Source organism: Alteromonas sp. KUL17, assembly GCF_006538305.1.
Lineage (GTDB): Bacteria > Pseudomonadota > Gammaproteobacteria > Enterobacterales > Alteromonadaceae > Alteromonas > Alteromonas macleodii.
Map to the genome: position 1 here is coordinate 102,308 of NZ_BJKJ01000010.1, position 26,736 is coordinate 129,043.

Sequence of the window (26,736 nt, forward strand, 5' to 3'; positions counted from 1 at the left end):
CGAGCTCGGCTCACTTGCGCTTTTATACTAATAAAACTAAACCTGAAATGTGTGCGAATTATCAGGGTCTGTTGACCTTTGATGTACGAATTTTGGTCTAAATGGAGGCCTTTTAATCGCGAAACAGTCCTGCAAGCCTAGTGGGCTAAGTTAAAGGGCTGTGACAAAGAGTAAAAGGCTTCCATAACGACCCCTTCGGGCAGCGCCTTTGTGCCATCTATACTGCGTTGAATGTTTTCGACTTAGAACCACTAAACCGTCAAACATCCGCCTTGTCTAGATGGCACAAAGACCGCTGAAAAAAATGTACAACAAAGGTCAACAGGCCCTAGTGCTGGAATACACTTTTCACACGTTGTGGCGTTTAGTAAACAATGAGAAGTACAAATGAAATCCATATCACTCCAAAAAAAGTTCATGCTTATCGTTGGCGGTAGCATAGCTTTGATGTTACTCATTACGGCGTTTTTCTTAGTCAATACCGTTGCAGATAACACCCGCAGTCGCGTAGAAAAAGAGCTTAAATCCTTAGTTGCACGTGAGGCTAATGACGTTGAAGGCTTCTTCGCAACCTATGGCGGTGTTGCTAGAGCATTCCTAAGTAGTCCTTTTCTACAAGAGTTTTTTACGCGCCATAACATGCGAGGGGCGCCCGAAAGCCAACTGACTCAATCTGAAGATATCTATGCCACATTTGAGGGCATCAGCAGCCAAGATCCCATTATTAAATCGGCGTTCTTTGGTTCAGCTAAGACGGGTGAATACTTCTATGAAGAGGGCCGAGTCGGCGTCGACACTTCGGGTCCTGATGCTGGCAATCCTAACGCGGGTTACTTTGCAACTAAGCGTCCGTGGTTTACTGCTGCCGTAGAAAAAGGAAAGCTATATGTAACGCCTCCTGCTGTCGATTCCCAAGATGGAAGCGTATCTGCAGTAGTACAAACCCCGATATACAAAAATGGAGCGTTACTAGGCGTTGGCGGTGTCGATATTCTTATTAGCACGGTGGGTAAGGTCATAGATGCCATTCGTTATGAAGACCAAGGCACGGCTTTTTTACTCGATGAAAACCAAAACATTGTTTACTTTCCAAAACAGAGCAAAGCGTTGCCACTAAGCTCCTCTATTCGCAACTTTGACAGCGTGTTTGATAGCACTGAAGGGTTTGGCAAGTTGGCAAGTAATATTGCGGCTAATGAATCTGGTATTGTGCACGTAACCTGGAAGGGGGAAGACTATGTTGCGGTTTTTGAGCACGCTCAGTTAACTAACCCACAAATGAATTGGTCGCTGGGCATTCTTATCCCTGCAAGCATCATTGATAGCCCTATAAATAATGCAATTACTACGGCAATTATCGTCGCCTTTGTGATTATTGGATTAATAGCGCTTATTACTTATTTTGCGAGTGCTAAAGTCACGCAGCCTTTGGTCGAAATGCGCAACGCAATGGCGGAAATAGCGCATGGCGACGGCGACTTAACCAAGCGTCTGGAAGTTAAGAGCAACGACGAAATCGGTGCGCTTGCCATAGAGTTTAATACCTTTACCGATAAACTAAGATCATTGCTGAAAGATACTGCCGCCAACACTAAGGCTGTTTCTGATGCAGCGGATCACCTTCGAGATGTGAGTCACGCGACTAGCAAGGAAATTAACCAAGAGCGTAGTCAGGTGGACAATGTGTCTACGGCAGTGACGCAGATGGCTGCTACCGTCGTTGAAATTTCAAAAAATGCGGCACAGTCCAGTGACGCTGCGACTAAAGCAGATGAATTGGTACAAGCCGGCAGTGAGCAAGTGCAAGATGCCATGAGGGAAATTCGCGCGCTGGCTGACGCCATCAGTCAGGGTGTTGAAGTTGTAGGCGGATTGAGCAAAGAGTCAGATAGCATCGGTGCTGTAGTCGATGTAATTAACAGCATAGCTGAACAAACTAATTTGCTGGCATTAAACGCAGCCATTGAAGCGGCGAGAGCCGGTGAACAGGGGCGCGGCTTTGCCGTTGTTGCAGATGAAGTTCGCTCATTAGCAAGTCGTACACAAGAATCGACGACTGATATACGAAAAATGGTAGAGCGATTGCAGGCGATGTCTGAGCAGACCAACAGTGTTATGCAGGAAGGACAAACCCGTTCTCAATCTGGTGTCGATAAAACAGAGAAAGTGGTCGAAACGCTTAAAGACATTACCCAGTCTATAGGTTTGGTTCACGAGCAAAGTACTCACATAGCACTTGCGACCGAGCAGCAAACGGAGGTGGCGCAAGATATTAATAAGTCGCTCGTAGCTATCACTGGTTTAAGTGATAAAACTAGTCAGCATGCAGAAGAGTTAGCTGTGGAAGCTACGCAGTTAAGTGCCGTTTCTGGTGACTTAAAAGAATTGGTGGGGCAGTTTAAAATTTAGCGCCATTCATACTGTTAACCGCGCATAATGCGCAATAGTCTTTAATTAGAGCGTTTTCGCTTGCCAACACTGTTGGCAAGCGAATTATTTTATTCCCTAGTTTGACATAAGTTTCCGAAATACAGTTTGGAAAACCTATGGCTTGTGCGTTCGCGAGAGAGCAATGAAATCATCTACAAACCCCAATACGTCCTGCGCTTTTCTATGACCCAAGTACAGCGTTTTTGATACGCCTTGTTCACCAAGCGACCGACAAGTCAGGAGATCGCTTTCTTTTGATTCATCAATTAACCATTTAGGTAGCGCAGTAACACCACGTCCCGCTGCTACCATTTGTAAGATGATCTCTGTGGTTTCAATCGTTTTATGTTGCCTCACTGTGCAATTGGCAGGAGTAAGAAAATGCGTGAATACGTCCAGTCGACTGAGTTCTACGGGGTAGGTGATAAGGGTCTCATTGCTTAAGTCTTTCGGTGTAACAAATGGTTTCTCTGCCAAAGGGTGGTGCTTATCCATTACCAACACTTGTTCATATTCGAACACTGGCGTGTAGGTAATGGTTTCAAGTGAAAGAGGGTCTGGCGTGAGCAATATATCAATATCGTACCCGTGAAGCGCTTGTAAACCGCCAAAAGAGAACGCGCGGCGTACATCTACATCAACATCTGGAAAGGCTTTCAAAAAAGGCGCCACTACCTTGAGCAACCATTCAAAACACGGGTAGCACTCCATCCCAATGCGTAATATGCCCTGTTTACCATCGGCGAATCTGCGTAATTGGGCTTCAGTATGCTCAAACTGGGGTAAAACTCGGTGAGCTAAGCCCAATACACTCTGACCCGCCTGAGTCAGCGTGAGTCTTCTGCCGTCTTTTTTCCAAAGCGGTACGTCAAAATGGGCTTCCAACTTTTTCATTGCGTGGCTTAACGCTGACTGGGTTAGAAAAAGCGATTTTGCCGCTTCTGTCATCGTGCCTTCAGCATCTATCGCTCTTACTATTCGTAAATGTTGTCTATCAATCATAATAAATTACAACCAGTTTAACGTTTTTGAAGAGGGCTTGGGGCAGCACTGACTATAGTCACGGCGTCCGACAGGCGAGTTTCAATTATCTCTTTTATGATAATTGATATTTCTCTAAAGGTCTTTCGTCCAGGCGCAGTGTTTCTCCACGCTAATGAGTGCTGACGCTCAATAGGCATATCGGCAATCTCACACACGTGTAACGCTTCAGGCTTGTGCAACTCAGAATGAATATAAAGCCCGGGTAGGAAGGCTACACCCATGCCCATTACCACCATTTGACGCAAAGTATCTAGGCTGGTGCCCTCATAATCACGCTGTAAATCCGCCCCAATCTCATCGCAAATGCGCTGCACTTGATGATGAAAGTGATGTCGGTCTTCTAGTGTTAACACTTTCTCGCCGCTTATTTCTTCTGGCTTAACATAGGCTTTTCCTGACAATTTGTGATCAGAAGGCGTGACGAATTTTAAAGGCTCTTTGAAGAGTGGTTGCGTGATTAATTGAGAGTTTTCGCCCGAAAGTGGGGAAAGAATTAGGTCATATTCACCACGCAGTAGACCGTGTTGCAATGCGTTAGGGGCGCCTTCTCGAACATAGAAGCGTAAGCCGGGCTTCCGTTTGTGCAGATCTGGTAGCACAAAAGGAAGTAAATAAGGCCCTAGTGTTGGCGGTATCCCTAACCGGTAGGTTACAACTTCACCCTCGGACAAGTCTCGTGCAATTTCGCTGAACCGTTGAGAGGCCTGCAGCACCTCTTCCGCTGCATCAAGCAAGGCTTTACCTTGGGGAGATAACAGCGTTCCTGTGCGTGATCGTTCAAAAAGCGTTAGCCCTAAGAGGTTTTCTAGCGCACTGATCTGACTGGTCAGAGTAGGCTGACTAATTCCCAGTATTCCCGCTGCTTGCCTGAAGCTTAGGTATTTAGCCACTGCAACAAAATAGCGGATTTGGTTAATTGACGGGGTCTTTCCGTTGAATTGCATGGTGAAAATGGCTCTCTCTTACTATGCTTATGGGTAGTGTTACGTAAGCAGTGATAGTATTTAGCTATCGCGAGTTAGTATATTAAACTATTAATCTATCAGGTGAAACTGGCGTAATTACATAATCATTACAATTATTAAAAAATTGGGAGTTATATATGGATCACGTTATCTCAGGTGTTGCCAAATTCCAGAAAGAAGTTTACCCAAACAAAAAAGCTACGTTTCAAAAACTAGCTACTGGGCAGAACCCTGAAGTGCTTTTCATTACGTGCTCTGATTCACGTATCGACCCGAACTTAGTAACACAAACTGATCCGGGTGAGCTATTTATCTGCCGTAATGCGGGCAACATCGTACCTCCTCACAGCAACCAAACTGGTGGCATGACAGCGTCTATTGAGTTTGCAGTTGCTGCACTGGGCGTTTCTCACATTGTTATTTGTGGCCATACTGACTGTGGTGCGATGAAAGGCGCCATCAACCCTGAAGGCTTAAGTGCGCTTCCGCATGTAAAAGAGTGGCTAGGTCATTGCCGTGTTGCAACTGAAGTTGTTAAAGAGCGCTGTGGCCATTCAGACCTTTCTATTGACGACCTAGAAGCGGTAACGAAAGAGAACGTTGTTCAGCAAATTCAGCACCTTCGCACTCACCCTGCTGTTGCTGCAAAAATTGCAACAGGTCAGGTTAAACTTCACGGATGGGTTTATAACATTGGTTCAGGTGAAGTGCTTTACTACAACACTGAGTCTGGTGAATTTGATGTAATGGACGAGTCTACTGCCGAAGCACAACTTGCTCGCGGTGAATAAGGTCTATAACTATGGTAAAAATTAACCTTTCAAACCTACGAGGCGATTTTACCGGCGGTTTAACAGCCGGTATTGTAGCCTTACCACTGGCGCTTGCACTAGGTGTAGCGTCAGGCTTAGGCCCAATGGCGGGTCTGTACGGTGCTATTGCGGTTGGCTTCTTTGCCGCACTTTTCGGTGGTACACCAGCACAGATTTCTGGTCCAACGGGGCCTATGGTTGTTGTTCTTGCAGGCTTGTTCGCAAGTCTATCAGGCGACGCCAGCCTTATATTCACAGCTGTGATATTAGCCGGTATATTCCAGATTGTTTTTGGTGTCCTTGGTGTTGGTCAATACATTCGCCTGGTGCCTTACCCGGTAATATCGGGCTTTATGTCGGGCATCGGTGCAATCATCATCATTCTTCAAATCGGCCGCTTGCTCGGCCATGAGCCTCCAGGCGGAACAATCGGCGCATTGACATACTTGCCAACCGCGCTTGCCGATATTGATTTTGCAACCTTAGCGTTAGGCCTTGGTACCTTGGTTATTGCCTACAAATGGCCACCGCAATTAGGCAAGTATGTGCCTGGCGCACTGGCTGCACTTATCATTGGCACGCTTGTAAGTTTAGCGTTGTCTGTGCCAATTCTTGGTGATATCCCGACGGGTTTACCTAGCCTTCACCTTCCAGTATTTGACCAAAGCAAAGCACTGCTTATTCTTGAAGCCGCGTTTATTCTAGCTGTGCTGGGAGCCATCGATAGTCTACTTACATCTCTTGTTGCTGATAACATGACGCGTACCCGTCACGATAGTAACAAAGAGCTAATCGGCCAAGGTATTGGTAATACATTTGCTGGTCTTATCGGCGGTATCGCAGGTGCAGGCGCAACGATGCGTACCGTTGTTAATATCCGTAGCGGTGGTAAGTACAACATATCAGGCATGGTACACGCGCTAGTTCTTCTAGCAATTGTGTTAGGTCTTAGCCCGCTAGCGGCGCAAATTCCTCACGCAGTTCTTGCTGGTATCTTGGTTAAAGTTGGCTTAGATATCATCGACTGGAGCTACTTGAAGCGCGCTCACAAAGGCCCACGTTGGGACTTCGGCCTAATGATTATGGTGCTTGCGCTAACGGTATTTGTAGATCTGATCACAGCAGTTGGTGTTGGCGTGGTATTCGCAGCATTAGCTTACGTTAAGCAAATCGCACAGCTGCAAATTGAAGAGCTTAAGAAAATCCCTGAGTCGTTAAACGACCCTAAAGAAAATGAGCTTCTGGAATCTCTTAAAGACAAAGTATCAATCTTTAGTTTTGGCGGACCACTAAGCTTTGGTGCGGCTGCCGATTTGGGCCACCACGTTCGTGAGCGTGTGAAACCGGGTTCTAAAGTCACCATTTTAGATTTCTCGCGCGTTCCACTTATGGATGTTTCTGCTGCGATGGCAGTTGATACTGTTACCTCAGATGCACTAGCGGCAGGTCGTCAGCTGGTTATTTGTGGTGCTAATGCAGAAGTCAATAAGGTGCTTGAGGGCGTAAACGAAGCGCACCCAGGTATCCCCAACTTTGACACGCTACACGACGCCTTGCTTTACGCAGAAAAGCAAGTAGCCGGGACTGAAAGCAAAAACACCCGTTTTCAAGCCGCAACGCAGTCGTAAAGTAATATCAAGGTAAGATAAACCTTTCCCTTTTGGCCCTCCTTAGTGAGGGCTTTTTTGTGTCTGTTAGGCAAAGATTTCTTTGCTAAATTTCTGGATCCGTTTATAGCTGGTGCGTGTTTACTTGGATGTCATTGAGTAAACAAACATGGGAAATATTTTATTAATTGATTGTTCAATTAAACTTAACGCTACTGTAACAATTCCTCCCTAGAGTAGTGAGTAAACATTACACAACTACTTTGGGAAACACATGAAAACACACAATAAACTCTCGTTAGCTGTACTTGCAGCACTTTCGTCTATGACTACACCTACAGTGGCGTGGGCAGAGGAAGCAGAGCGTGCTGACGAAGAGCGCATAGAAGAAATTACCGTTGTTGGGCGAAGCGTTTCTTACGCGAATAACGCAACGAGCGACGATATGTTTAAACAACAGGCTAATCTTAGCAGTGTGCTAGCCGCGGTTGATAACCTGCCGGGTGTGCTTATTAACGAAGGTGATACCTTTGGGGCTGATGACTGGTCAACGTCTATTGTTATTCGTGGCTTTCAAGTAAACCTAAACGAGCAGCAAATTGGCATGACGGTAGATGGCATCGCCAACGGTAACTCGAATTACGGTGGTGGCGCGAAAGCGAATCGCTATATCGATACCGAAAACGTAAAAGGCGTTGAAGTTTCTCAGGGTACGGCGGATATCGCTTCCCGTTCACACGAAGCCTTGGGCGGCACACTGAATTTCACCACCATTAACCCGTCTGCGGAGCAGGGCTTAATAACCAGTGTAACTGCGGGTTCATTTGATGCGTCAAAATACTATGTACGCTACGAAACAGGCGAAATCTTTAAAGATACTTACGCGTGGATAAGCCTTTCAAGTCAAGAAAGTTCTGACTTTATGCAGCAGGCAGCAGAGAACACCCGTGATCATTTAGCCATGAAGTTTATCTCTACCGTTAACGACGTGTCTCTTACAGGTTACCTGTCTTACGACGATACCCACGAAGATAACTACCAGCGCATATACGGGCTGGCGCAATATGAGCAAAATCCAGATTGGGACCAGTTAACTGACGAGTGGACAGGCGTGCCTTATCAAGATCAGGCGTATCGTCGAGGTTGGTCTACCCTACGCGAAAACCTTTTCGCTTATTTACAGGCTGACTTTACTATTGGCCAGGTCGATTTTATGACTAACGTGTATTATCACGACAATGAAGGACGCGGCGAATGGGTTCCACCCTATATTGTTGATATCACTGATGACGGAGCAGAAGGGCACTCAGAGCTTATTGTTGGAAATACAGTATTCGGTGGAGAGGAGCTGGGACAAATCTACTTTGTTGATAGACAAGGCAACCAGCTAAGCCCTATTGAGGGGTGTCAAAGCTCACTGACCTTCCCTTATGGTGGTGCAGGTGCAGAATATGACCCAGGCTGTCATGCGCAAGGCGCTATTCCCGTGGGCTCATATCGTCACACCCATTATGATAAAGAGCGTTTTGGCATTAATGCTGATGCTGTTTGGTACACCAAAATTGGTGATTTTGATAATACCGTACGTTTTGGTATTTGGTGGGAAGACTATGAGCGTGGCGAGTCTCGCGATTGGCATAAAATTACCAACTCGTCTATTAGCGTCGATTATGACAACGTGCCTTACTGGGTGCAGTACGACAGAACCTTCCCAGTTGATACCTTGATGTACTATGTGGAAGATGAGCTTGATCTAGGCTTTGCCCGCATTCGCGCTGGTGCCAAGAAGTTTAACGTAGATATCGAGAAAACGGACAACTTTGATTCAGCCAACAACTTAGCGGTGAATACTGACTCAGATACCTTATTCTCAGCCGGCATCGTTGCACCTTTACCCATTGAAGGAGTGGAAGTTTTCGCAGGTTACGGTGAGAACTTTGCGGCAATCAAAGATGCACAACTAGAGCGCAACGATACTGACCTTCGCTTTATAAAGCCAGAAACCGCTGACAACATTGACGTAGGTTTCCGCTACTCTTCACCTGGTTTCAATGCCAGCGTGACCTACTACAATATTGAGTTTAACGACCGTATTCAATTTACCAGTAACGAAACCTCAGAGGGGATAGACTTTCTTGAAGCGGCTGCGGGTGGATACAAAAACGTGGGCGGTATTGAGTCTAGCGGTTTTGAAATTTCAGCAGACATTATGCTAACCGAAGAGTTCTCGTTGTTCACTTCTATTACCTTAAGCGAGTCAGAATATGTTGCGACGGTAGGTAGTTCAGGTACGCAATACGATACACTTGACGATGCGCTGGCAGCCATCGCTGATCCTGAAAACCCTGAAGTGTCACTGGTAGCTATTGAAGGTAATACGGTTATCGGTACGCCTGACACTATGGCGGTAATTAGCCTTGATTGGGCACGCGATAACTACTTTGCAGGCCTGTCTACCAAGTACGTTGATAGCCGCTACCTGGATATTGATAATGCAGCACAAGTTGATGACTATATCGTTAGCGACTTCTATATTGGCGGCTTTATCGAAAACATTGGTTCAGGTGCTGAAGAGCTAGAAGTGCGTTTAACAGTAAACAACCTGTTTGATGAAGACTATGCGTCTACCATTGCACCAGGTGCATTTTGGATTGGCGCACCTCGCGCTGTTGCAGTCAACGCACGCTTAACCTTTTAATCGTGATATCATGCCTGCGGCGGCATTGTGCTGTCGCAGGTTATTTTTTAGATTTAAGGTTTGGAGTTGTAGCATGCCCAAGGTGGGAATGGAGCCAGTTCGCAAGAAGCAATTAATAGAAGCAACGCTAGAAGTGATGGCAGAAGTTGGCTATCACGGTACAACGATTAGCTTAATTAGCAAAAGAGCTGGGCTTTCTTCAGGGATAATCAGTCACTATTTTGGTGACAAGCAAGGTTTAATTGAAGCAACGATGCGCCACCTTCTCGATGCGCTAAAAATCACGCAGCGTATTGACGATCCCCTAGAGCGGATTGATTTCATTATTGAAAATAACTTTTCACAAACGCAAGGGGCGAGTTCCGCCACCAATACTTGGTTCAACTTCTGGGCGTTGTCACTTCACAACGAAGGCTTGCATCGTTTGCAGTGTATTAACCACAAACGCTTAGAGCGTAATTTAGCGTTTAGTTACCGCAAGCTACTTAAACCTGAGCAGGTCAAAAACGCCGCTGCGTCTACCGCTGCATTAATTGATGGGTATTGGCTTCGTTATTCCATGGGCAGTGTGGGTAACGGTGATTTTTCAGAGGCTGTAGCCCGTTGTAAGCAATACGTTCGCGATTTAGTTGCCCAATACGGAAGATAAATAAGCAAACGGAAGTTAAACAAGTACTCGGGGCTGGCGTATAAGTACCACCGAGCTAATACTGATTAGAAAAATAAAAAGGGCGGTTCGAGATAAGTCGAACCGCCCTTTTTAATTATCTACACTTTCTAAATGAGCTATGCGGACTGGTATTAGCTGGCGCCAGATACAAATCGCTATCCGGCGCGAGAAGCTAGCATGTGCTCATTAAGTGCTAAACTCAATGAGCTACCAAATTCTAACGCGTTCTTCAGGCGCAAGATAAAGTGCATCACCTGGTTTCACGTCAAACGCTTCATACCATGCATCATGGTTTCTTGGCGCTTGTGCACGATAACGACCTGGCGCGTGTGTACCTGCGCGAAGTTGATTCAGCATGCTTTCTTCAGTGCGTTTTTCTTTCCACACTTGTGCCCATGCAAGGAAGAAACGCTGATCGCCTGTTAGGCCGTCAATTACCGGCGCTTCTTTGCCGTTAAGGCTAAGTTTGTAGGCGTGGTAAGCCATGGCTAGACCACCCACGTCACCAATGTTTTCACCCAAGCTGTTGCGACCATTTACGAAGTTACCTTCGATAGGCTCGTACTGGCTGTATTGCTCGGCTAGCATATCCGCTTTTTCTTCAAACGCTGCGCGGTCAGCATCGGTCCACCAGTTGCGCTGAATACCGTTTGCATCTGACTTCGAGCCTTGATCGTCAAAACCATGTCCCATTTCGTGACCAATTACCGCACCGATTGCACCGTAGTTAACTGCTGCGTCGGCGTTTGGATCAAAGAATGGTGGTTGCAAAATAGCCGCTGGGAATACAATTTCGTTGAACGAGCTATTGTAGTAGGCGTTAACGCGCTGCGGTGTCATACCCCAGCGATTGCGATCCGTTTTCTCTAGCTCACGTTCTACCGATTGGTCTTGGAAGAATGTGCGTAGGTTTCGAACATTGCCTACTAAGTCTTTGTCGCTAATGGTTACGCCGTCGAAAGACTGCCATTCGTCTGGGTAGCCAATTTTAGGGTTAAATGCCATTAGCTTTTCTTTGGCATTTACCTTGGTTTCTTCGCTCATCCAGTCTAGGTTTTCAATACGCTCACCTAGTGCTGTACGCAAGTTCTCAACCAGCTCTGCCATCTGCTCTTTTGAGCTTTCTGGGAAGTATTCGTTTACGTAAATCTTGCCGATAGCAAAACCAAGTGACTCAGTACCAGACATTTGGCTCACTGCGCGTTTCCAACGAGGACGAGGCTCTTGCTGTCCGCTTAGTGTACGACCAAAGAAGTCAAAGTTGGCTAGGTAGATATCTTCAGAAAGGAAATCCGCATTGTTTGAAATAGTGTGATATTTCAAGTACGACTTCCAATCAGCGAGATCAGCTTCGTTAATAATTTTAATAACGTCTTTTACTGGCTCAGGCTGTGTAATATTTAGCTCAGGTACCTTATAACCGGTTTGAGCAAAATATGTATCCCAATCAAAGCCAGGGTACTCGTCAGACAGCTTGCTACGTTCAATCTGGTTAAGAGTAAGGTCGCGGTCACGGCGTTTTTCGCGAGGCCACTGAATTTCTGCAATTTGTGTTTCAAGGGCAAGAATATTCGCCGCTTTTTCAGCTGCGTTTTCTTCGCCTGCAAAATTTAGCATCTGCTCGATGTGCGCTACATAAGCTTCACGAATTTTAACAAAACGTTCGCTATCGCTCAGGTAGTAGTCGCGATCAGGAAGGCCTAAACCACCAACACCAACACTTAATTGGTATTCATTTGGGTCAAGGCGGTTGTACCACATACCGCCGCCAATTGGCGTGGTTGAGCCTACTAACCAGCTGTTACCAAATGCTTTGGTTAGGTCAGTTTTGTTTTCAATGCTATCGATAGACGTGAGTACGTCTTTAATTGGCTCAATACCTTTTTCGTTGATGGTATCTGTATCCATATAAGCAACGAAAAAGTCGTGAACAAGCTTTTCTTCTGCATTTAGAGAAGACTTTTCCATTAGCCCATCAATGATGTTTTTAACTTGCTCTTCACTACGCTCTGCAAGACCCGTAAACGCGCCGTAGCGAGTTTTGTCAGCGGGCAGCTCGTAGTTGTCGTACCATGTACCGCTCGCGTACATGAAGAAGTCATCACCAGGTTTTACCGCTTCATTACGAGCGGTCAAGTCTACGCCAAAAGAGCCTAGTTCCGCTTCGCCCTTCATTTCTGGCGCTTCAACATTGCTGGTTTGTTCTTGGGCTTGTTCAGGCTGACCGCAACCAGCAAGTCCCAAAGATGCCGTAATCGCTACGGCAAGAAGTTTATATTTCATCGTTTTTCTCGTTGTGATTATAAGTGTCGTCGTTAGGTGCAGTGACACTCGTTGTTTTTAAAGTAGGCACAAATTCCTTGTTAAACGGTAAAGCATTCCGTGCCTGATTAAAATAGCTTGCGATATGTGGCGTTTCTCGCTGTAAAAAGTCTGCTACAGCAGTGTGAAACGACGGATGTTGTAATTTGTGATGAGAACGGCAATAAATGGGCTCGAAGCCTCGAAGTATTTTATGTTCACCTTGGGTGCCGGGATTAAAAAGCGATAGCTTTTTCTCAATGGCGAATTCAATGCCTTCAAAATAACAGCAGGCAAAATGTAACCCGTCTATTTCTTTCAGCGCTCCCCAGTATCTGCCATACAGTCCTGTATCATCGTAGAAAAAGAGGGCGCTGGCTACTGCTACCTCATTCTCTATTGCCGTCACTATAAGCATGTTCTCGCTCATGGTCTCGACAAGCTGCTCAAAGAACACATCATTCAAATATCCCACGTGACCGCTTCGTTTTAAATAGGTTGCTTTGTAACACTTTGTGAAAAACTGCAGTGTCTCTGGACTAATCTTACTGCCGGTATAATGGGTAAAGCGGACGCCTTGCTCGTTCAGTTTACGTCGACTTTTCTTGATATCTTTTCTTTTGCGGGAGGTAAGCGCGTTAAGAAAATCGTCGAAATCACCATAACCGTAGTTATGCCACTGAAACTGAACCGCGTATCGGGTCAGGTAACGGTTTAGCGTGTCGGATTGATCTCGAAGTTGTTCAATGGATAAGTCATTTGCCTTGGGGGTACCGCAACTGGTGATTTGAGCCGAGGTGCTTTCATTGGGAAATAGCCAATGAAAAGAAGATAAAGCCTCACCAAATACGGACTCTACATACGCTGTCAATGTATTTTCTAGTTCACTTAAAAGCGACGGAGTAAGCGCAATGTGTCCATCAGAAAGTAGTCTAGAACCTGTTACGGGCGTGAAGGGGATGGCCGATATCCATTTAGGATAATAGTCGAGACCGTGCTGTGCATAAGCATTAGCCCAAGCGTGGTCAAACACGTATTCACCGTAGCTGTGAGTTTTCAGGTAGCCGGGAATAACGAGATTAACAGCCCCATGCTGGCTCTGCGCTATAGCAATATGGCAAGGCTGCCACCCAGATTCATTGCTGCACGAGCCGCTGCGTTCTAGCGCATGTAAAAATTCATAAGAAACGAAAGGACCCGATTCTTTTGCGAAGTATTGCCAGCGCTCTTTAGAGATCTGTTCAATCGAATCTATTATTGTTATGCGATAGTTGGATGCTGTCATGCAGTTTACATCATGTAGAGGTTAAGTGCGTAAAACGCTAGATAGTCGCAATGTACGAGTAATTAACGCTAAAATAACGCGGTTTCTACGTTTAATACAGAAGAGTAAGTTTACAAAAATGTCAGAGTTCGACCGAAAAATCATTACCGACGCGATTACTCGCATGCTGGCACGACGAGAGCATAGCTTTAACGAGATTATGCGAAAGTTGCAGCAGAAGGGAATAGCGAGTGATGCTTTCATGCCTATTCTGGAGGAATTCAAAGATGCTGATATCCAAAGCGATGCTAGATTTGCAGAAAGCCGAGCTCGCGCACTGTATTTAAAAGGGAAGGGACCCCGCGCAATTAAATTAGACTTACAGCAATACGGTGTAGATGAAAGTACTGCAGAACACGCAATGAGAGAGATTGACGCTGACTGGTTTGAAAGTGCTAAAAAAGTAAAAGAGAAAAAGTTTGGCGAGTTTTATGAAAACGAATTCGCGTTGAGACAAAAGCAGAAACAATTTCTTCAATATCGTGGCTTTTACCAAGATCACATTGAATATGCGGTAAGCGCAAACGAATCTAGCTAAAACGGCTGGTTTACGCTCATGTTGACCGACAAATAGATGCCGTTGGCGATTCGTTTTATGAATACTGGCTATTTTCGTCTACTTAAAGTGAAATTTGAGCCTATCTTCTCCCCGTTACACTTAACAAAATTGCGTTATCCATGGTATTGTTGCGCAAATTTGTGTGCATTTTAATTATCCAGAGAATTATAGCGAGGATAAGCGTATTGCGTATTCGCAAACTGCCCCGATTATAAAGCTCATTAGAACAGGCAAATCGCACGTTTCAAAAATAGAATAAAGGAAGTTAGGTTTTCAATGACATTATCAACTGCTGACTTACGTAACAAGTTTATCGATTATTTTAAAAGCCATGGCCACCAAGCGGTGGCGAGCTCGTCACTGGTTCCGGCAGATGATCCCACACTTCTTTTTACCAACGCGGGCATGAACCAGTTTAAAGACTGTTTTTTGGGTGCGGAAAAACGCAGCTATACCCGTGCGGTATCGTCACAGCGCTGCGTTCGCGCAGGTGGTAAGCATAACGACCTTGAGAACGTAGGTTACACTGCGCGTCACCATACCTTTTTTGAAATGCTGGGTAATTTCAGCTTTGGCGATTATTTCAAAAAAGAAGCGATAGAGTTTGCATGGAATTTCCTTACCAAAGAAATTGGTTTGCCAAAAGAAAAGCTCTTAGTCACCGTTTATTCTGAAGATGACGAAGCTTTCGACATCTGGGAAAACCATATTGGTGTTCCAAAAGAAAAGATTATTCGCATTAGTACGTCAGATAACTTCTGGTCTATGGGCGATACCGGTCCATGTGGTCCTTGTTCTGAAATCTTTTACGATCACGGTGCGCACATTTGGGGAGGTCCTCCGGGAACACCAGAAGAAGACGGCGACCGCTTTATCGAAATTTGGAACCTGGTATTTATGCAGTTTAACAAACAAGCTGACGGTACCATGGAGCCACTCCCTAAGCCTTCAATCGATACCGGTATGGGCCTAGAACGTATTTCCGCTATCTTGCAGAACGTGCACAGCAACTACGAGATCGACCTTTTCCAAAACTTGATCAAATCAGCAGCATCAATTGTTGGAAGCGAAGATTTAGAAAATAAATCGCTACGGGTCATCGCCGATCACATTCGTTCGTGCAGCTTCTTAATTTGCGATGGCGTTATGCCATCAAATGAAGGGCGCGGATACGTATTACGTCGCATTATTCGTCGCGCTGTCCGCCACGGCTATCAGCTTGGCGCAAACGATATTTTCTTCTATAAGCTTGTAGCATCACTTGCCAAAGAAATGGGTGAAGCGTATCCAGAACTTGTAGACCAGCTACCGGTAATTGAAAAAGTACTACGTGTTGAAGAAGAGCAGTTTAGCAAAACGTTAGCCCGTGGTATGGCTATCCTAAACGATACATTAGAAACTCTAGAAGGCGACACAGTGCCGGGTGACGTAGTGTTCAAGCTTTACGACACCTATGGTTTCCCTACTGACTTAACCAATGATGTAGCACGTGAGCACGACCTTAAGATTGACGAAGAAGGTTTTGAAGCTGCTATGCAAGCACAGCGTGCCCGTGCACAGCAGGCTAGCAACTTTGGTGCAGACTACAATAGTAAACTCGCCATTGACCACACAACCTCATTTACTGGGTACACCGATGTAGAAGGCCAGGCGAATGTGGTTGAACTTATTGCCGAAAATGCGTTTGTTGAGAAGCTTGAAGACGGTCAAGAAGGCGTTGTGGTATTAGACAGCACACCGTTCTACGCTGAAAGCGGTGGTCAGGCAGGTGACAAAGGTGTGCTTCGCGTGGCAAACGGTGAATTCATCGTTACCGACACCCAAAAAATGGGTAATGCGTTTGCACACAAAGGTATTGCTAAAGGTTCGGTATCTAAAGGTGATACGGCAACCGCAGCGATTGATGCAGCAAATCGTGAAGCCATTAAAAAGAACCACAGCGCAACGCATTTACTTCATGCAGCACTGCGTGAAATTTTAGGTGAGCACGTAACTCAGAAAGGTTCATTGGTTGAAGCGCCGCGCATGCGTTTTGACTTCTCGCATTTTGAGGCAGTAACGGCTGAGCAACTTGCTGAGATTGAAAGACGAGTTAACCAAGAAATACGTGCAAACCACACGTTAGCAACTGAACTAATGGATTTGGATGAAGCCAAAGCATCAGGCGCAATGGCGCTATTTGGTGAAAAGTACGACGAAAAAGTTCGCGTGGTAACCATGGGGCCATTCTCTGTTGAGCTATGTGGTGGTACTCACGTTACACGTACTGGTGATATTGGCTTGTTTAAAATTACCAGTGAAGCGGGTATTGCATCGGGCGTTCGACGTATCGAAGCAGTTACTGGCGAGCATGCACTTGAAGTTGTGCAAACCCAACAAGCGACACTGTCTTCATTGTCTGCGTTATTGAAAACAGACAGCCAAAATGTACTTGATCGCGTAGTTTCTCTACAAAATCAGACTAAAGAACTAGAAAAAGCACTCAATTCTGCGAAACAAAAACTGGCGAGTCAGCAAGGTGCTGATATGCTTAGTAATGCAGTAGAGATAAATGGCGTTAAAGTTCTTATTGCGAATTTGGAAGGTGTTGAAGCGAAGTCATTGCGTTCAATGATGGATGACATTAAAAACCGAATTGGTGAAGGGATCGTAGTATTAGGTGTGGCTAATGACGCGAAAGTGAATCTTATTGCTGGCGTTACTAAAAACCTCACTAGTAAAGTTAAAGCGGGCGAGCTAGTTAACTTTGTCGCATCACAAGTAGGTGGCAAAGGGGGCGGTCGTCCAGATATGGCACAGGCCGGCGGTGACCAGCCTGAAAACTTGGGCCAGGCGCTAGATTCGGTTAACGCTTGGTTACAAGATAAGCTATAATTATTTTTGTGTATAACAGTGAGTTTTTGAAGTGACGCAGAAACATGGAATCACTGTCGCTTCCATCGGGTCGTGCCGATGGGTTGGCAAATCTTAATGGATGATGTTCAGTATTAAGGAACAGGAGCAAGCGAATGCTTATTTTGACTCGTCGAGTTGGTGAAACGCTTATGGTTGGTGACGATGTAACCGTTACCGTACTAGGTGTAAAAGGGAATCAGGTACGTATCGGTGTGAATGCACCAAAAGAAGTTTCTGTGCACCGTGAAGAGATATACATGCGCATTCAAGCAGAAAAAGGCGGTCAGCCAGGCTCTGCAGAATAATTGCATTATACGCTTCATTGGAAAAGGTCAGCTTACGCTGGCCTTTTTTGTTTTAAGTGAGTAAATCTTATCGGGCTTTAGCGCAAGTCTATTGTTTCTGTTCTATTTCGCCAGAAATGACGTTGTGATGTCTCGCGCTAACGACCAAGTTAAGTCTCTGGGCCGTGCACAGCTTTTTTCTAGCACAATGCCTTCTGGGTGGACGATTTTTAAATCGAGACATTAACCGCTTTATCTGAGATTTTGGAGCGCTTTTAAATAACTTAAGTAAGTAATACGAATCAGCGTACTTGGTTTTGAACAAATAAATTCAAAACTTTTTGATATTATTTTTGAAAAATTGACTAAATTATTAAGGCGGGTCAGTTAAAACTGCAATGAAGCTGCGCATATTCAAATGCAAATTAACGAGCATCGTTAAATAAAATTCGGTTTAATTGCTTGTATTGCGAACAAATTACTGGTTTTTTGCTCGAATTGTTTAAAATGGCAGCGGGTGAACAATTTCTTTATAAAAAAGGTTTGACTCAGGCCAATGAATCCGTAAAATGCACCCCGCAGTCAAGGAGAGGTGGGTGAGTGGCTGAAACCAGTTCCCTGCTAAGGAACCATACGCATATACGCGTATCGAGGGTTCGAATCCCTCCCTCTCCGCCATTATTCGTTGGCAGTGACGGCCAACAACAAGTTTTGCGCGTGTGTAGCTCAGCTGGATAGAGTACCTGGCTACGAACCAGGCGGTCGGAGGTTCGAATCCTTCCACACGCGCCACTTATTTTAAAGCGTCACCTTTTGAGGTAGAATTCAAAAGTACACAAGTTTACGCGTGTGTAGCTCAGCTGGATAGAGTACCTGGCTACGAACCAGGCGGTCGGAGGTTCGAATCCTTCCACACGCGCCATATTGAAAACCCACCTTTTTAGGTGGGTTTTTTCATTTCTACTCCTTTTATTTTTGTTCTCTCCACTTTCGTCTAAGCGCGCTGTTCAAAATTTAAGCTAAACTTAATGTGTCTAACAGCAGTAAAGCGCGAGGTACGCTATGGCACATCCATCTACTACTTTTCGATTTTTAGCAGAACCTACCGACGTAAACTTTGGCGGTAACGTTCACGGTGGCATGCTCTCTATAACAGCTTAATGAAATGGATTGACCAAGCAGCCTATGCCTGTGCCGCGCAGTGGTCCAAATGTTACTGCGTCACGGTGTCTGCCAATGGCATACGTTTCATAAAACCTATAAAAGTAGGTCAGCTAGTTGAGATAACCGCATCGTTGGTACACACTGGAGCGTCAAGTATGCATATCTATGTTGTGGTTAAATCGGGCGACGCCACGGAAAACACTACGTCTGTCGCAAATCGCTGTTTTATAACTTTTATGGCGGTGGACTGTAAGGGAAGCCCAGTAAATGTGCCTGCTTACGTACCCGAGGATGAACGACATATGCAGCTAGATTTATACCAGTCCGCATAGATAATCACTCACTCAGCGAGAGTTAAAATGTTCGTAATCGCGACGTGTTAACGCAGATATAGTGGTTCTACATCAAGGTGACACAACAAAGAGTACGGACATTTTAAACTCGCCCTTCGGGAAGGTCTGGCAAGCTTCCTAGCTGCATTCTGGGAATTTGAAAGGGAACAGCCATTCCTGCATTCCCACGCTTTGCTAGGAAACTTGCCAGCGCCTTCTGAGTGGGTAATTATCTATGTGGATTGGTATTGTTGGCGATGGATGCGAAAGATTTCGCTAAACAGCTAGACAGTGACTTTACGGAAAATATAGGCTTTCATTAAGGCGTGAGTATAAATGAACGTAAATGTAGATTGCTGGCATCGGCAACGCTTATGCTAATTCCTAAAATATACTTTTGTTGCAAATTTATTAAAGAATAATGCATTAAGTTTCATTTTGGCGGGTTTTATTCATTTTAAAGTGGTTTTTTATGCTGCTTTGTTGTGTTTTGAAAAACCACGTGATACTTATTCAGGTACAAAATAACAACAGGATTGAATATGGATTCGGGATCCGTCGCTAGCCTGCTCTTTGAAGCAGCTTCTCTTATGCTTATAGGAATGGTATTCGTTTTCTCATTCTTAGGGCTTCTTATTGTGGGTATTCATCTCATTGCCCGATTTTGTGAAGCTTTTCCCGGTGAAACAGCAGAGCCTTCAGCTCATTTAAAAGAGCCTTCAGCTAATTTAAAAGGGCCTTCAGCTAATTTGAGTCGAAACAATCAAGCGGTACAACCAGGAATAGACGGAAACGTTATCGCAGCTATTTCTGCCGCAATTCATACCCATCGCCAAAATTCTAAAAAATAAAGCCTAATCAGGAGTTACCATGTCTAAGCCTCTGGCCCTTACCGAGCTGGTTCTGCGTGATGCCCACCAATCCCTTCTTGCTACGCGCATGCGTATTGAAGATATGCTTCCCATAGCGGAAAAACTAGATAAAGCTGGCTTTTGGTCAGTTGAATCTTGGGGTGGTGCTACATTCGATGCCTGTATTCGTTATTTAGGGGAAGACCCTTGGGAGCGCATCAGAAAGCTAAAAGCAGCCATGCCTAACACGAAACAGCAAATGCTGTTGCGTGGTCAAAATCTATTGGGTTACCGCCATTATGCTGACGATGTTGTCACTCGCTTTGTAGAGCGTGCTCACGAAAGTGGCGTAGATGTATTTAGAATTTTTGATGCCATGAATGACATTAGGAATTTGAAAACCGCAATAAAAGCGACCATAGACAGTGGCGCTCACGCGCAAGGGACAATTTCTTATACGGTAAGCCCTGTGCACAATCTTAAGCTTTGGCTCGAAATGGCGAAACAGCTTGAAGACCTAGGGGTTCATTCTATCTGCGTAAAAGATATGGCTGGGCTTTTAAAACCGTACGAGTGCGAGGCATTGATTACCGGATTAAAAGAAACGGTTGATGTACCTATTGCCATGCAGTGCCATGCCACAACAGGGTTGAGTACGGCGACGTATCAAAAAGCTATCGATGCCGGCATTGATATGCTGGACACGGCTATTTCTTCAATGAGCATGACTTATGGTCATAGCGCAACTGAGACCATGGTTTCTATCGTAGAAGGTACAGAGCGCGATACGGGTATTGCACTACCCGAACTAGAAGAAATTGCCAGTTACTTCAGGGAAGTAAGAAAGAAATACAGCAAGTTCGAAGGCAGTCTCAAAGGGGTAGATGCACGTATTCTTTTGGCTCAAGTACCGGGCGGAATGCTAACCAACATGGAAAGTCAGCTTAAAGAGCAGGGCGCTGAAGATAAATTCGAAGAAGTGTTAAAAGAAATTCCACGGGTAAGGGAAGATCTTGGGTTCATTCCTCTTGTTACGCCAACCTCACAAATCGTGGGCACGCAGTCAGTGCTTAACGTACTCACCGGCGAGCGTTACAAAAGCGTTACAAAAGAAACCGCAGGCGTTCTTAAAGGTGAATATGGCGCTACCGCAGCACCAGTAAACAAGGAGTTGCAGGCGCGTGTGCTTGATGGCGCAGAGCCCGTGACATGCCGGCCTGCTGACAATATTGCACCAGAGCTGGATACACTGAGTAAAGAGCTTGATGAACTGGCTGAGAAAAAGCAACTATCGCTGTCAGACGATAAAATTGATGATGTTTTGACTTATGCCTTATTCCCGCAGATAGGCCTAAAGTTTATCGAAAACCGCGGCAACCCTGATGCGTTTGAACCTGCACCTAGCGCGCAAGAGTCGCAAAGCTCGAGTGCGCCTAAGCCTGCTGAAGCCAAGTCAAGCTCACAAGGGGCTACCGCGAGTGAAACTTACGACGTAAACGTAGATGGAAGAGTGTATCGCGTAGAAGTGGCACCTTCAGGTACGCTGACGAGCGTTACACCTGCTAGTGGCTCTCAGACGCAAGCACAGCCTCAAACTAAGAGTGCTGCGCCATCAGACTCTAACTCTTCTCAGTCTATTGATGCACCGCTTGCAGGTAACGTATTTAAAGTTTTGGTGAGAAACGGCGACAGCGTGTCAGAAGGCGATGTGGTGATGATCCTTGAAGCCATGAAAATGGAGACAGAGATCCGCTCCGCATACACCGGTACGGTCACCGACATTACTGTTAGTGAAGGCGATGCCGTAACCAGTGGTCAACCGTTAATCTTATTGGGGTAGTACATGGATAAGTTAATGGTACTTTGGGATAGTACCGCGCTTGCGCACTTTGAAGCCGGCCAGCTTATAATGATGGCAGTGGGTTTCGGCTTGTTGTACTTGGCCATTGTTAAAAAGTTTGAGCCATTGCTTTTACTGCCCATTGGTTTTGGTGCATTGCTTACTAACATCCCTATTGCTGGTTTTTCAGAAGCGGGGGGCTTGCTGCACTACATATACAAAATCGGCATAGATACAGGGGTATTTCCTCTGCTCATCTTTATGGGGGTAGGCGCAATGACTGATTTCAGTGCGCTTATTGCTAACCCCAAAATGTTGTTACTTGGCGCAGCTGCGCAGTTCGGTATTTTTGCTACCTTGTTTGGCGCGATATCGTTAAACCTTATACCTGGCTTTGAGTTTACGTTAAAAGACGCGAGTGCCATTGCTATCATAGGTGGCGCGGATGGGCCTACTGCCATTTTCCTCGCCTCACGGCTTGCGCCTGATTTGCTCGGTGCGATTGCAGTCGCTGCATACTCTTATATGGCGTTGGTACCTATTATCCAGCCACCTATCATGAAAGCGCTGACCACAAAAGAAGAGCGCGAGATAAAAATGGGTCAACTACGACCTGTGTCAAAGCGAGAGAAGATTATTTTCCCGCTCGCAGTGCTGTTTATGACTATCTTGTTTTTACCTGCCGCTACGCCGCTTGTCGGCATGTTCTGCTTCGGTAACTTAATGAAAGAGTGTGGCGTGGTAGACAGATTGAGTAAAACAGCCCAAAACGAGCTCATCAATACGGTCACCATTTTCCTTGGTTTAGCAGTAGGATCAAAGTTATCAGCTGAAGCATTCCTTACGGTCGAGACTTTAGGTATTTTGGGGCTTGGGGCTATCGCGTTTGGTATAGGCACTGCCGCAGGCGTACTCATGGCCAAGCTAATGAGTAAGCTGTCGGGTGGCAGTATAAATCCACTGATTGGCGCAGCTGGCGTCTCTGCTGTGCCGATGGCAGCCAGAGTGGTGAACAAAGTTGGGCTAGAAGCTAACCCTCATAACTTCTTACTTATGCATGCAATGGGGCCTAACGTGGCTGGCGTGCTAGGTAGTGCGGTTGCCGCAGGTATACTGTTGGCTCTGGTTGGCTAGAAAGCACGAATGCATTGCTGTACAAGGGGCAGTTTATCTGCCCCTTTGTTATTGCATGGCGTTTGTTCAAAAAAAGGCTTTCTAGGGTTTTCTTTTTGTGGCGAGTCGAGCGTGCCAGTTCGGTACGTAAGTGCGTTTCTCAAAGAAAATACCACCCAAACGATAAGCTCTTTATTCTCGAATTGTGTTTTGTGGCACCAGAGATTGGTATGCGGTAACGAGTTTTTTAGTGCGCGTATGCTGCGGCCACCTAAAGATAGTTTCGGTCTTGCCTTCTTCTACAATTTCACCGCCTTCCATCACAATAATCCTGTCTGCAATGTGTCGTACAATACCCAAGTTGTGACTAATAAAGATAAACGCCAAGCCAAGTTCCTGCTGAAGCTTCAATATAAGATTCACCGTTTGCGAACGAATGGAAGGGTCTAACGCTGCAAAGGGTTCGTCAGCCACCAACACTTTGGGCTTTAACACAATGGCTCTGGCTAGCGCTACACGCTGCTGCTGTCCATCAGAAAGCATATGTCGATAAAAGTAATAGTGTTCGCGCAAGAGGCCTACCTTCACCAACATATCTTCTATAATTGGTTTGCGTTCTGCTTCGCTTAGACCTGTATTCAAACGCAATGGCTCATCCAAGATTTTTCCCACAGGAACCGATGGATTCATCGACTCGGAGCTATGCTGCAAGATCATACGAATGTCATGGGTACGTTTTTGCTGGCTATCTTTAGACTGGTATTTGGCTAAATATTTGTGCGTGTTAATTTCAATTTCACCTGCATCAGCAGGCAGTGCACCTACCAAGAGCTTAGCCAACAAGGATTTACCTGAGCGGTTTTCACCAATAATTGCAATGGTTTCACCGCGCTTTACGCTTAAGTTCACTGGACCAAGTTGAAAAACTTCAGGACGTTTTAGCCAACGTTTCCTTTCGTTATGAATAAACGTGAGATCTTTAACCTGCATGATATCCATTACAGCTTCTCCATATGTAGAGGGAAGTGACAGCTGTAATTGTGATCGTGAATTTTACGCACGGCTGGCGTTTGTACACAGGCGCGCTGTGCACGAGGGCAGCGCGGACCTAATCGGCAACCAATAGGCAAATGCTGTAGTGTGGGAATAGAGCCACCAAGCGTGGGTAGCAGCGATTTCGGTGGTAAATCTTTTCTGAAGCTCGGCGCGCTGTCTAGTAATGCTTTTGTGTAAGGGTGCAGAGGGCGCTTCTTAATGTGCTTCATTCTACCTGATTCTACAGTCTGCCCTGCATACAACACCGTCATAGAGTGAGACATACTTGCAATTGCCAGTAGGTCGTGACTAACAAACAAGATCGAGAGCGAGCGGGTCTGATTCAAACGCGTGAAGAGCTTCAGAATTTGTGTTTTTGTTGTAGGTTCCATTCCCCGAGTTGGGTCATCGGCGATGAGCAATTTAGGCTGTGAAACCAAGGCCATCGCAATCATGAATTTTTGACCTATGTCAGCCGGTATTTGATGAGGAAAAGCGCTTAAATAATGCTTGTGGTGCTTTATTCCTACTTTGTGAACGGTGCTTATTGCGATCTTTTTGCGGTGTTGTGCTCGTTGCCAGAACCAGCTACCTTCAACAAATTCATCGGGAATGCTCTCTTCCAACTGCTCGCCAAGCGTTGCCGATGGGTCTAAACTTGCCTGTGGGTTTTGGAACACGACCGCTATTTCTCGGCGCATTACCTCGCGACGCTGCTGCACAGACATACTCAGCAGGTTTTCACCATTCCAACTCATGCGGTCAGCCGTTAAATTCCATTGGCTAGGAAGGGCTCCGCAAATGGCGGACACGATCAAGCTTTTGCCTGAGCCTGACTCTCCTACCAGTGCGCGAATTTCCCCGCTGCTAACCGACAGGTTAACCTTGTCCAACGCTTTAATTGCGCCATCGCTGCTCTGCATTTCCAAGGTGAGGTTTTTAATATCAAGCATTGGCATATTAATGACTCACTCTTTTTCTAAGTGCTGAACGCAAACCGTCACCCACAATGTTGATAGATAGCACCATGAAGAATATTGCCATGCCGGGGACGGCAACGTTCCACGGTGCTAGATAAGCAACATCTAGCCCATCAGCTAGAATAACGCCAAGTTCAGGAAGCGGTGACTGTGCGCCTAAATTCAGAAAACCAAGTGCAGATATGTCGATAACGGCAATAGAAAGTGCAAGCGTGCCCTGTACAACCAGCATTTCGGTCATGTTGGGTAGTATAGAATGAACAAAAAGTTGCCATCTACTGGCACCGTCCAATTTAGACGCCACTATATATTCTTTTTTCATTTCGGCGCGCACAAAACTTCTTGTGTGGTGCACAAACTGTGGAATAAGTGCAAGAGTAATTGCCCACATGCTGTTAACCAGACCGGTACCCAATATTGCAACGATAATAATCGCAATAAGTAGCGTGGGGATGGCCATAAGTGCATCGAGTAAGTGGTTGACGATACTTGAGCGAACACCTCGCAGCATGCCAGCAAAGGTCCCAAGGCTAACGCCGACTAACATGGCAAGCACAACAGTAATGAATGCGGAGCCTAGTGTGATGCGACACCCATAAATTATGCGGGTAAATAGGTCTCTACCCAACGCATCAGTACCGAAAATGTGCGATATAGAGCCATTAGCTAACCAGCTAGGCGGTATTAACAGTCCGTCGATATTTTGTTCCACGGCATCATAGGGAGTGATGATTGGTGCGAACAGCGCGCAAACAACAAACAACGCCAGCATAATCAGGCCAAGCATGGCGATGTGGCTCGCTTTAAATGATGCCCAAGTCCGTTGCCACGGCGACGGATGGAATTCTTCGTCGTATAAACTAAACTGTGGCACGTTCGTATTTCTCTCTGCTTGGGTCAATCATTCGGTTAAACAAATCAACGAGAATCGTGAGTGTAATTACTACCGTGGATACTGCCATCATACCAATTCTAAGGGCAGGGTAATCTCGCTGATAAATAGCTTGAATCAGCCAATTACCGATCCCCGGCCAAGAAAACAAGGTTTCGACAATCATCGCGTTCGTTATTAATGTCGTAATTTGTATCGCCATTAGCGGTAAAATGGGCAGTAACGCGTTGCGCAGAATATGACGAAAGAATATCTGCCAACTTGAAAGGCCTCTAGATATTGCTGCAGCGATATAGGGGCGGTGTTTCACGTCTATAACAGAACGTCTTGTTATACGTATCATCGAAGCGGTGGCGATAGCACCAATGGCAAACGTAGGTAATGCTAAGTGCGATAACGCATCCTTGAAGGCTAAGGTCTTGTTTTCTATGTCAGACAATAATATATCAATGAGAATAAAGCCTGACACGGGTTCGATGTTATAAAGCAAACTGATACGACCCGACAGCGGTGCAGCGTCTAGCTGCAAACTGAAAACCAATATAAGCAGGAGCGCAAACCAAAAAACAGGAAAAGAATAGGTTGTTATACTTGCACTATTTATTAGGTGATCCGACGTTGAATAGCTGCGAATCCCCGCATAATAACCAAGCGGTATTCCAATGAATAACGCCATCAACATGGCATAGGTTGCCAGTTCTATTGTGGCTGGCATCGCAATACCTACCTCTTCTCTTAACGGCAGGCCTGACGTAAAGCTGTATCCCCAGTCACCAGTGAGCAAATTGCCTACATAATAGAAAAACTGGAAAATATAGGGCTGATCTAGTTTAAATTGCCGCTCCAATGCCGCGCGTTGAATTTCATTTTGCGGCACGAGCCCTGTTAGGTTTTCAAGTGTATCGCCTGGAAAAAGGTAGGCGAGTGAAAACGACATAAT

General features: G+C 45.6%; 19 protein-coding genes, 3 tRNA genes and 1 pseudogene. 15 read left to right on the plus strand and 8 right to left on the minus strand.

From position 1 onward, the window contains the following. Positions 1-387 precede the first annotated feature (387 nt). The gene (locus tag KUL49_RS10995; RefSeq protein ID WP_131137301.1) at positions 388-2,409 is read left to right on the plus strand and encodes a methyl-accepting chemotaxis protein; all 2,022 of its coding nucleotides are present in this window, start codon (positions 388-390) and stop codon (positions 2,407-2,409) included. A 135-nt stretch (positions 2,410-2,544) separates the two neighbouring features. Here KUL49_RS10995 and KUL49_RS11000 read toward each other — a convergent pair whose 3' ends face one another. Together KUL49_RS11000 and KUL49_RS11005 are read right to left on the minus strand one after the other, a co-directional pair. Continuing rightward, positions 2,545-3,432, minus strand: a complete 888-nt coding sequence (locus KUL49_RS11000; protein ID WP_131137302.1) for a LysR family transcriptional regulator — start codon at positions 3,430-3,432, stop codon at positions 2,545-2,547. 17 nt (positions 3,433-3,449) lie between these two features. Continuing rightward, on the minus strand, positions 3,450-4,418 hold the full coding sequence (locus KUL49_RS11005; protein WP_014948663.1) for a hydrogen peroxide-inducible genes activator: 969 nt from the start codon (positions 4,416-4,418) through the stop codon (positions 3,450-3,452). Between the two features lie 158 nt (positions 4,419-4,576). On the opposite strand from KUL49_RS11005, the gene KUL49_RS11010 reads away from it, so the two are divergent. The 4 genes from KUL49_RS11010 to betI all read left to right on the plus strand — a co-directional run bounded on the left by KUL49_RS11010 (position 4,577) and on the right by betI (position 10,205). Further along, positions 4,577-5,230: a carbonic anhydrase gene (locus KUL49_RS11010; protein WP_014948664.1), complete on the plus strand. Its 654-nt coding sequence runs from the start codon at positions 4,577-4,579 to the stop codon at positions 5,228-5,230. Between the two features lie 11 nt (positions 5,231-5,241). Further along, positions 5,242-6,879 carry a SulP family inorganic anion transporter gene (locus KUL49_RS11015; RefSeq protein WP_014948665.1) on the plus strand — a complete coding sequence of 546 codons (1,638 nt, stop codon included), beginning with the start codon at positions 5,242-5,244 and terminating at the stop codon, positions 6,877-6,879. Positions 6,880-7,132: 253 nt separating this feature from the next. Beyond that, entirely contained in the window at positions 7,133-9,556 is a 2,424-nt protein-coding gene (locus KUL49_RS11020; RefSeq protein WP_014948666.1) for a TonB-dependent receptor domain-containing protein, read from the plus strand. A 73-nt stretch (positions 9,557-9,629) separates the two neighbouring features. Further along, positions 9,630-10,205: a transcriptional regulator BetI gene (gene betI, locus KUL49_RS11025; RefSeq protein WP_069943918.1), complete on the plus strand. Its 576-nt coding sequence runs from the start codon at positions 9,630-9,632 to the stop codon at positions 10,203-10,205. A gap of 228 nt (positions 10,206-10,433) precedes the next feature. On the opposite strand, the gene KUL49_RS11035 is transcribed toward betI, so the two are convergent. After that, complete coding sequence (locus KUL49_RS11035; protein WP_110287704.1) at positions 10,434-12,509, minus strand: M13 family metallopeptidase; 2,076 nt, start codon at positions 12,507-12,509, stop codon at positions 10,434-10,436. Next, positions 12,499-13,812, minus strand: coding sequence for a GNAT family N-acetyltransferase (locus KUL49_RS11040; protein ID WP_131137303.1), 1,314 nt, complete (start codon positions 13,810-13,812; stop codon positions 12,499-12,501). The genes KUL49_RS11035 and KUL49_RS11040 overlap by 11 nt, the downstream gene beginning before the upstream one ends. A gap of 118 nt (positions 13,813-13,930) precedes the next feature. Between KUL49_RS11040 and KUL49_RS11045 the strand changes: the two genes are divergently transcribed. The 10 genes and pseudogenes from KUL49_RS11045 (at position 13,931) to KUL49_RS11095 (ending at position 22,910) form a co-directional block, all read left to right on the plus strand. After that, positions 13,931-14,389 (plus strand): regulatory protein RecX, encoded by a 459-nt coding sequence (locus KUL49_RS11045; protein ID WP_069943920.1) that lies wholly within the window; start codon positions 13,931-13,933, stop codon positions 14,387-14,389. Positions 14,390-14,686: 297 nt separating this feature from the next. After that, positions 14,687-17,284: an alanine--tRNA ligase gene (gene alaS / locus KUL49_RS11050; protein ID WP_131137304.1), complete on the plus strand. Its 2,598-nt coding sequence runs from the start codon at positions 14,687-14,689 to the stop codon at positions 17,282-17,284. Between the two features lie 134 nt (positions 17,285-17,418). Continuing rightward, entirely contained in the window at positions 17,419-17,610 is a 192-nt protein-coding gene (csrA, locus tag KUL49_RS11055) for a carbon storage regulator CsrA (protein ID WP_012517705.1), read from the plus strand. A gap of 565 nt (positions 17,611-18,175) precedes the next feature. Further along, positions 18,176-18,267, plus strand: a tRNA-Ser gene (locus tag KUL49_RS11060). Between the two features lie 37 nt (positions 18,268-18,304). Further along, a tRNA-Arg gene (locus KUL49_RS11065) sits at positions 18,305-18,381 on the plus strand. Positions 18,382-18,434: 53 nt separating this feature from the next. Beyond that, positions 18,435-18,511 (plus strand) — tRNA-Arg (locus KUL49_RS11070). Positions 18,512-18,651: 140 nt separating this feature from the next. Next, positions 18,652-19,085, plus strand: a pseudogene (locus tag KUL49_RS11075) (acyl-CoA thioesterase). Between the two features lie 542 nt (positions 19,086-19,627). Next, entirely contained in the window at positions 19,628-19,936 is a 309-nt protein-coding gene (locus KUL49_RS11085; protein ID WP_131137305.1) for an OadG family protein, read from the plus strand. A 19-nt stretch (positions 19,937-19,955) separates the two neighbouring features. Further along, positions 19,956-21,776, plus strand: a complete 1,821-nt coding sequence (gene oadA, locus KUL49_RS11090; RefSeq protein WP_131137306.1) for a sodium-extruding oxaloacetate decarboxylase subunit alpha — start codon at positions 19,956-19,958, stop codon at positions 21,774-21,776. A 3-nt stretch (positions 21,777-21,779) separates the two neighbouring features. Next, positions 21,780-22,910 (plus strand): sodium ion-translocating decarboxylase subunit beta, encoded by a 1,131-nt coding sequence (locus KUL49_RS11095; RefSeq protein ID WP_131137307.1) that lies wholly within the window; start codon positions 21,780-21,782, stop codon positions 22,908-22,910. Positions 22,911-23,081: 171 nt separating this feature from the next. On the opposite strand, the gene KUL49_RS11100 is transcribed toward KUL49_RS11095, so the two are convergent. Genes KUL49_RS11100 through KUL49_RS11115 form a run of 4 tightly spaced genes read right to left on the minus strand, consistent with a single transcriptional unit; the run spans position 23,082 to position 26,733 of the window. Then, positions 23,082-23,888 carry an ATP-binding cassette domain-containing protein gene (locus tag KUL49_RS11100; RefSeq protein WP_014948676.1) on the minus strand — a complete coding sequence of 269 codons (807 nt, stop codon included), beginning with the start codon at positions 23,886-23,888 and terminating at the stop codon, positions 23,082-23,084. Then, positions 23,888-24,883 (minus strand): oligopeptide/dipeptide ABC transporter ATP-binding protein, encoded by a 996-nt coding sequence (locus tag KUL49_RS11105; RefSeq protein WP_014978627.1) that lies wholly within the window; start codon positions 24,881-24,883, stop codon positions 23,888-23,890. The genes KUL49_RS11100 and KUL49_RS11105 overlap by 1 nt, the downstream gene beginning before the upstream one ends. 1 nt (position 24,884) lies before the next feature. After that, positions 24,885-25,778, minus strand: a complete 894-nt coding sequence (locus KUL49_RS11110) for an ABC transporter permease subunit (protein WP_014948678.1) — start codon at positions 25,776-25,778, stop codon at positions 24,885-24,887. Beyond that, complete coding sequence (locus tag KUL49_RS11115; RefSeq protein ID WP_014948679.1) at positions 25,765-26,733, minus strand: ABC transporter permease; 969 nt, start codon at positions 26,731-26,733, stop codon at positions 25,765-25,767. Before KUL49_RS11115 ends, KUL49_RS11110 begins: the two co-directional genes overlap by 14 nt. Positions 26,734-26,736: the final 3 nt, after the last annotated feature.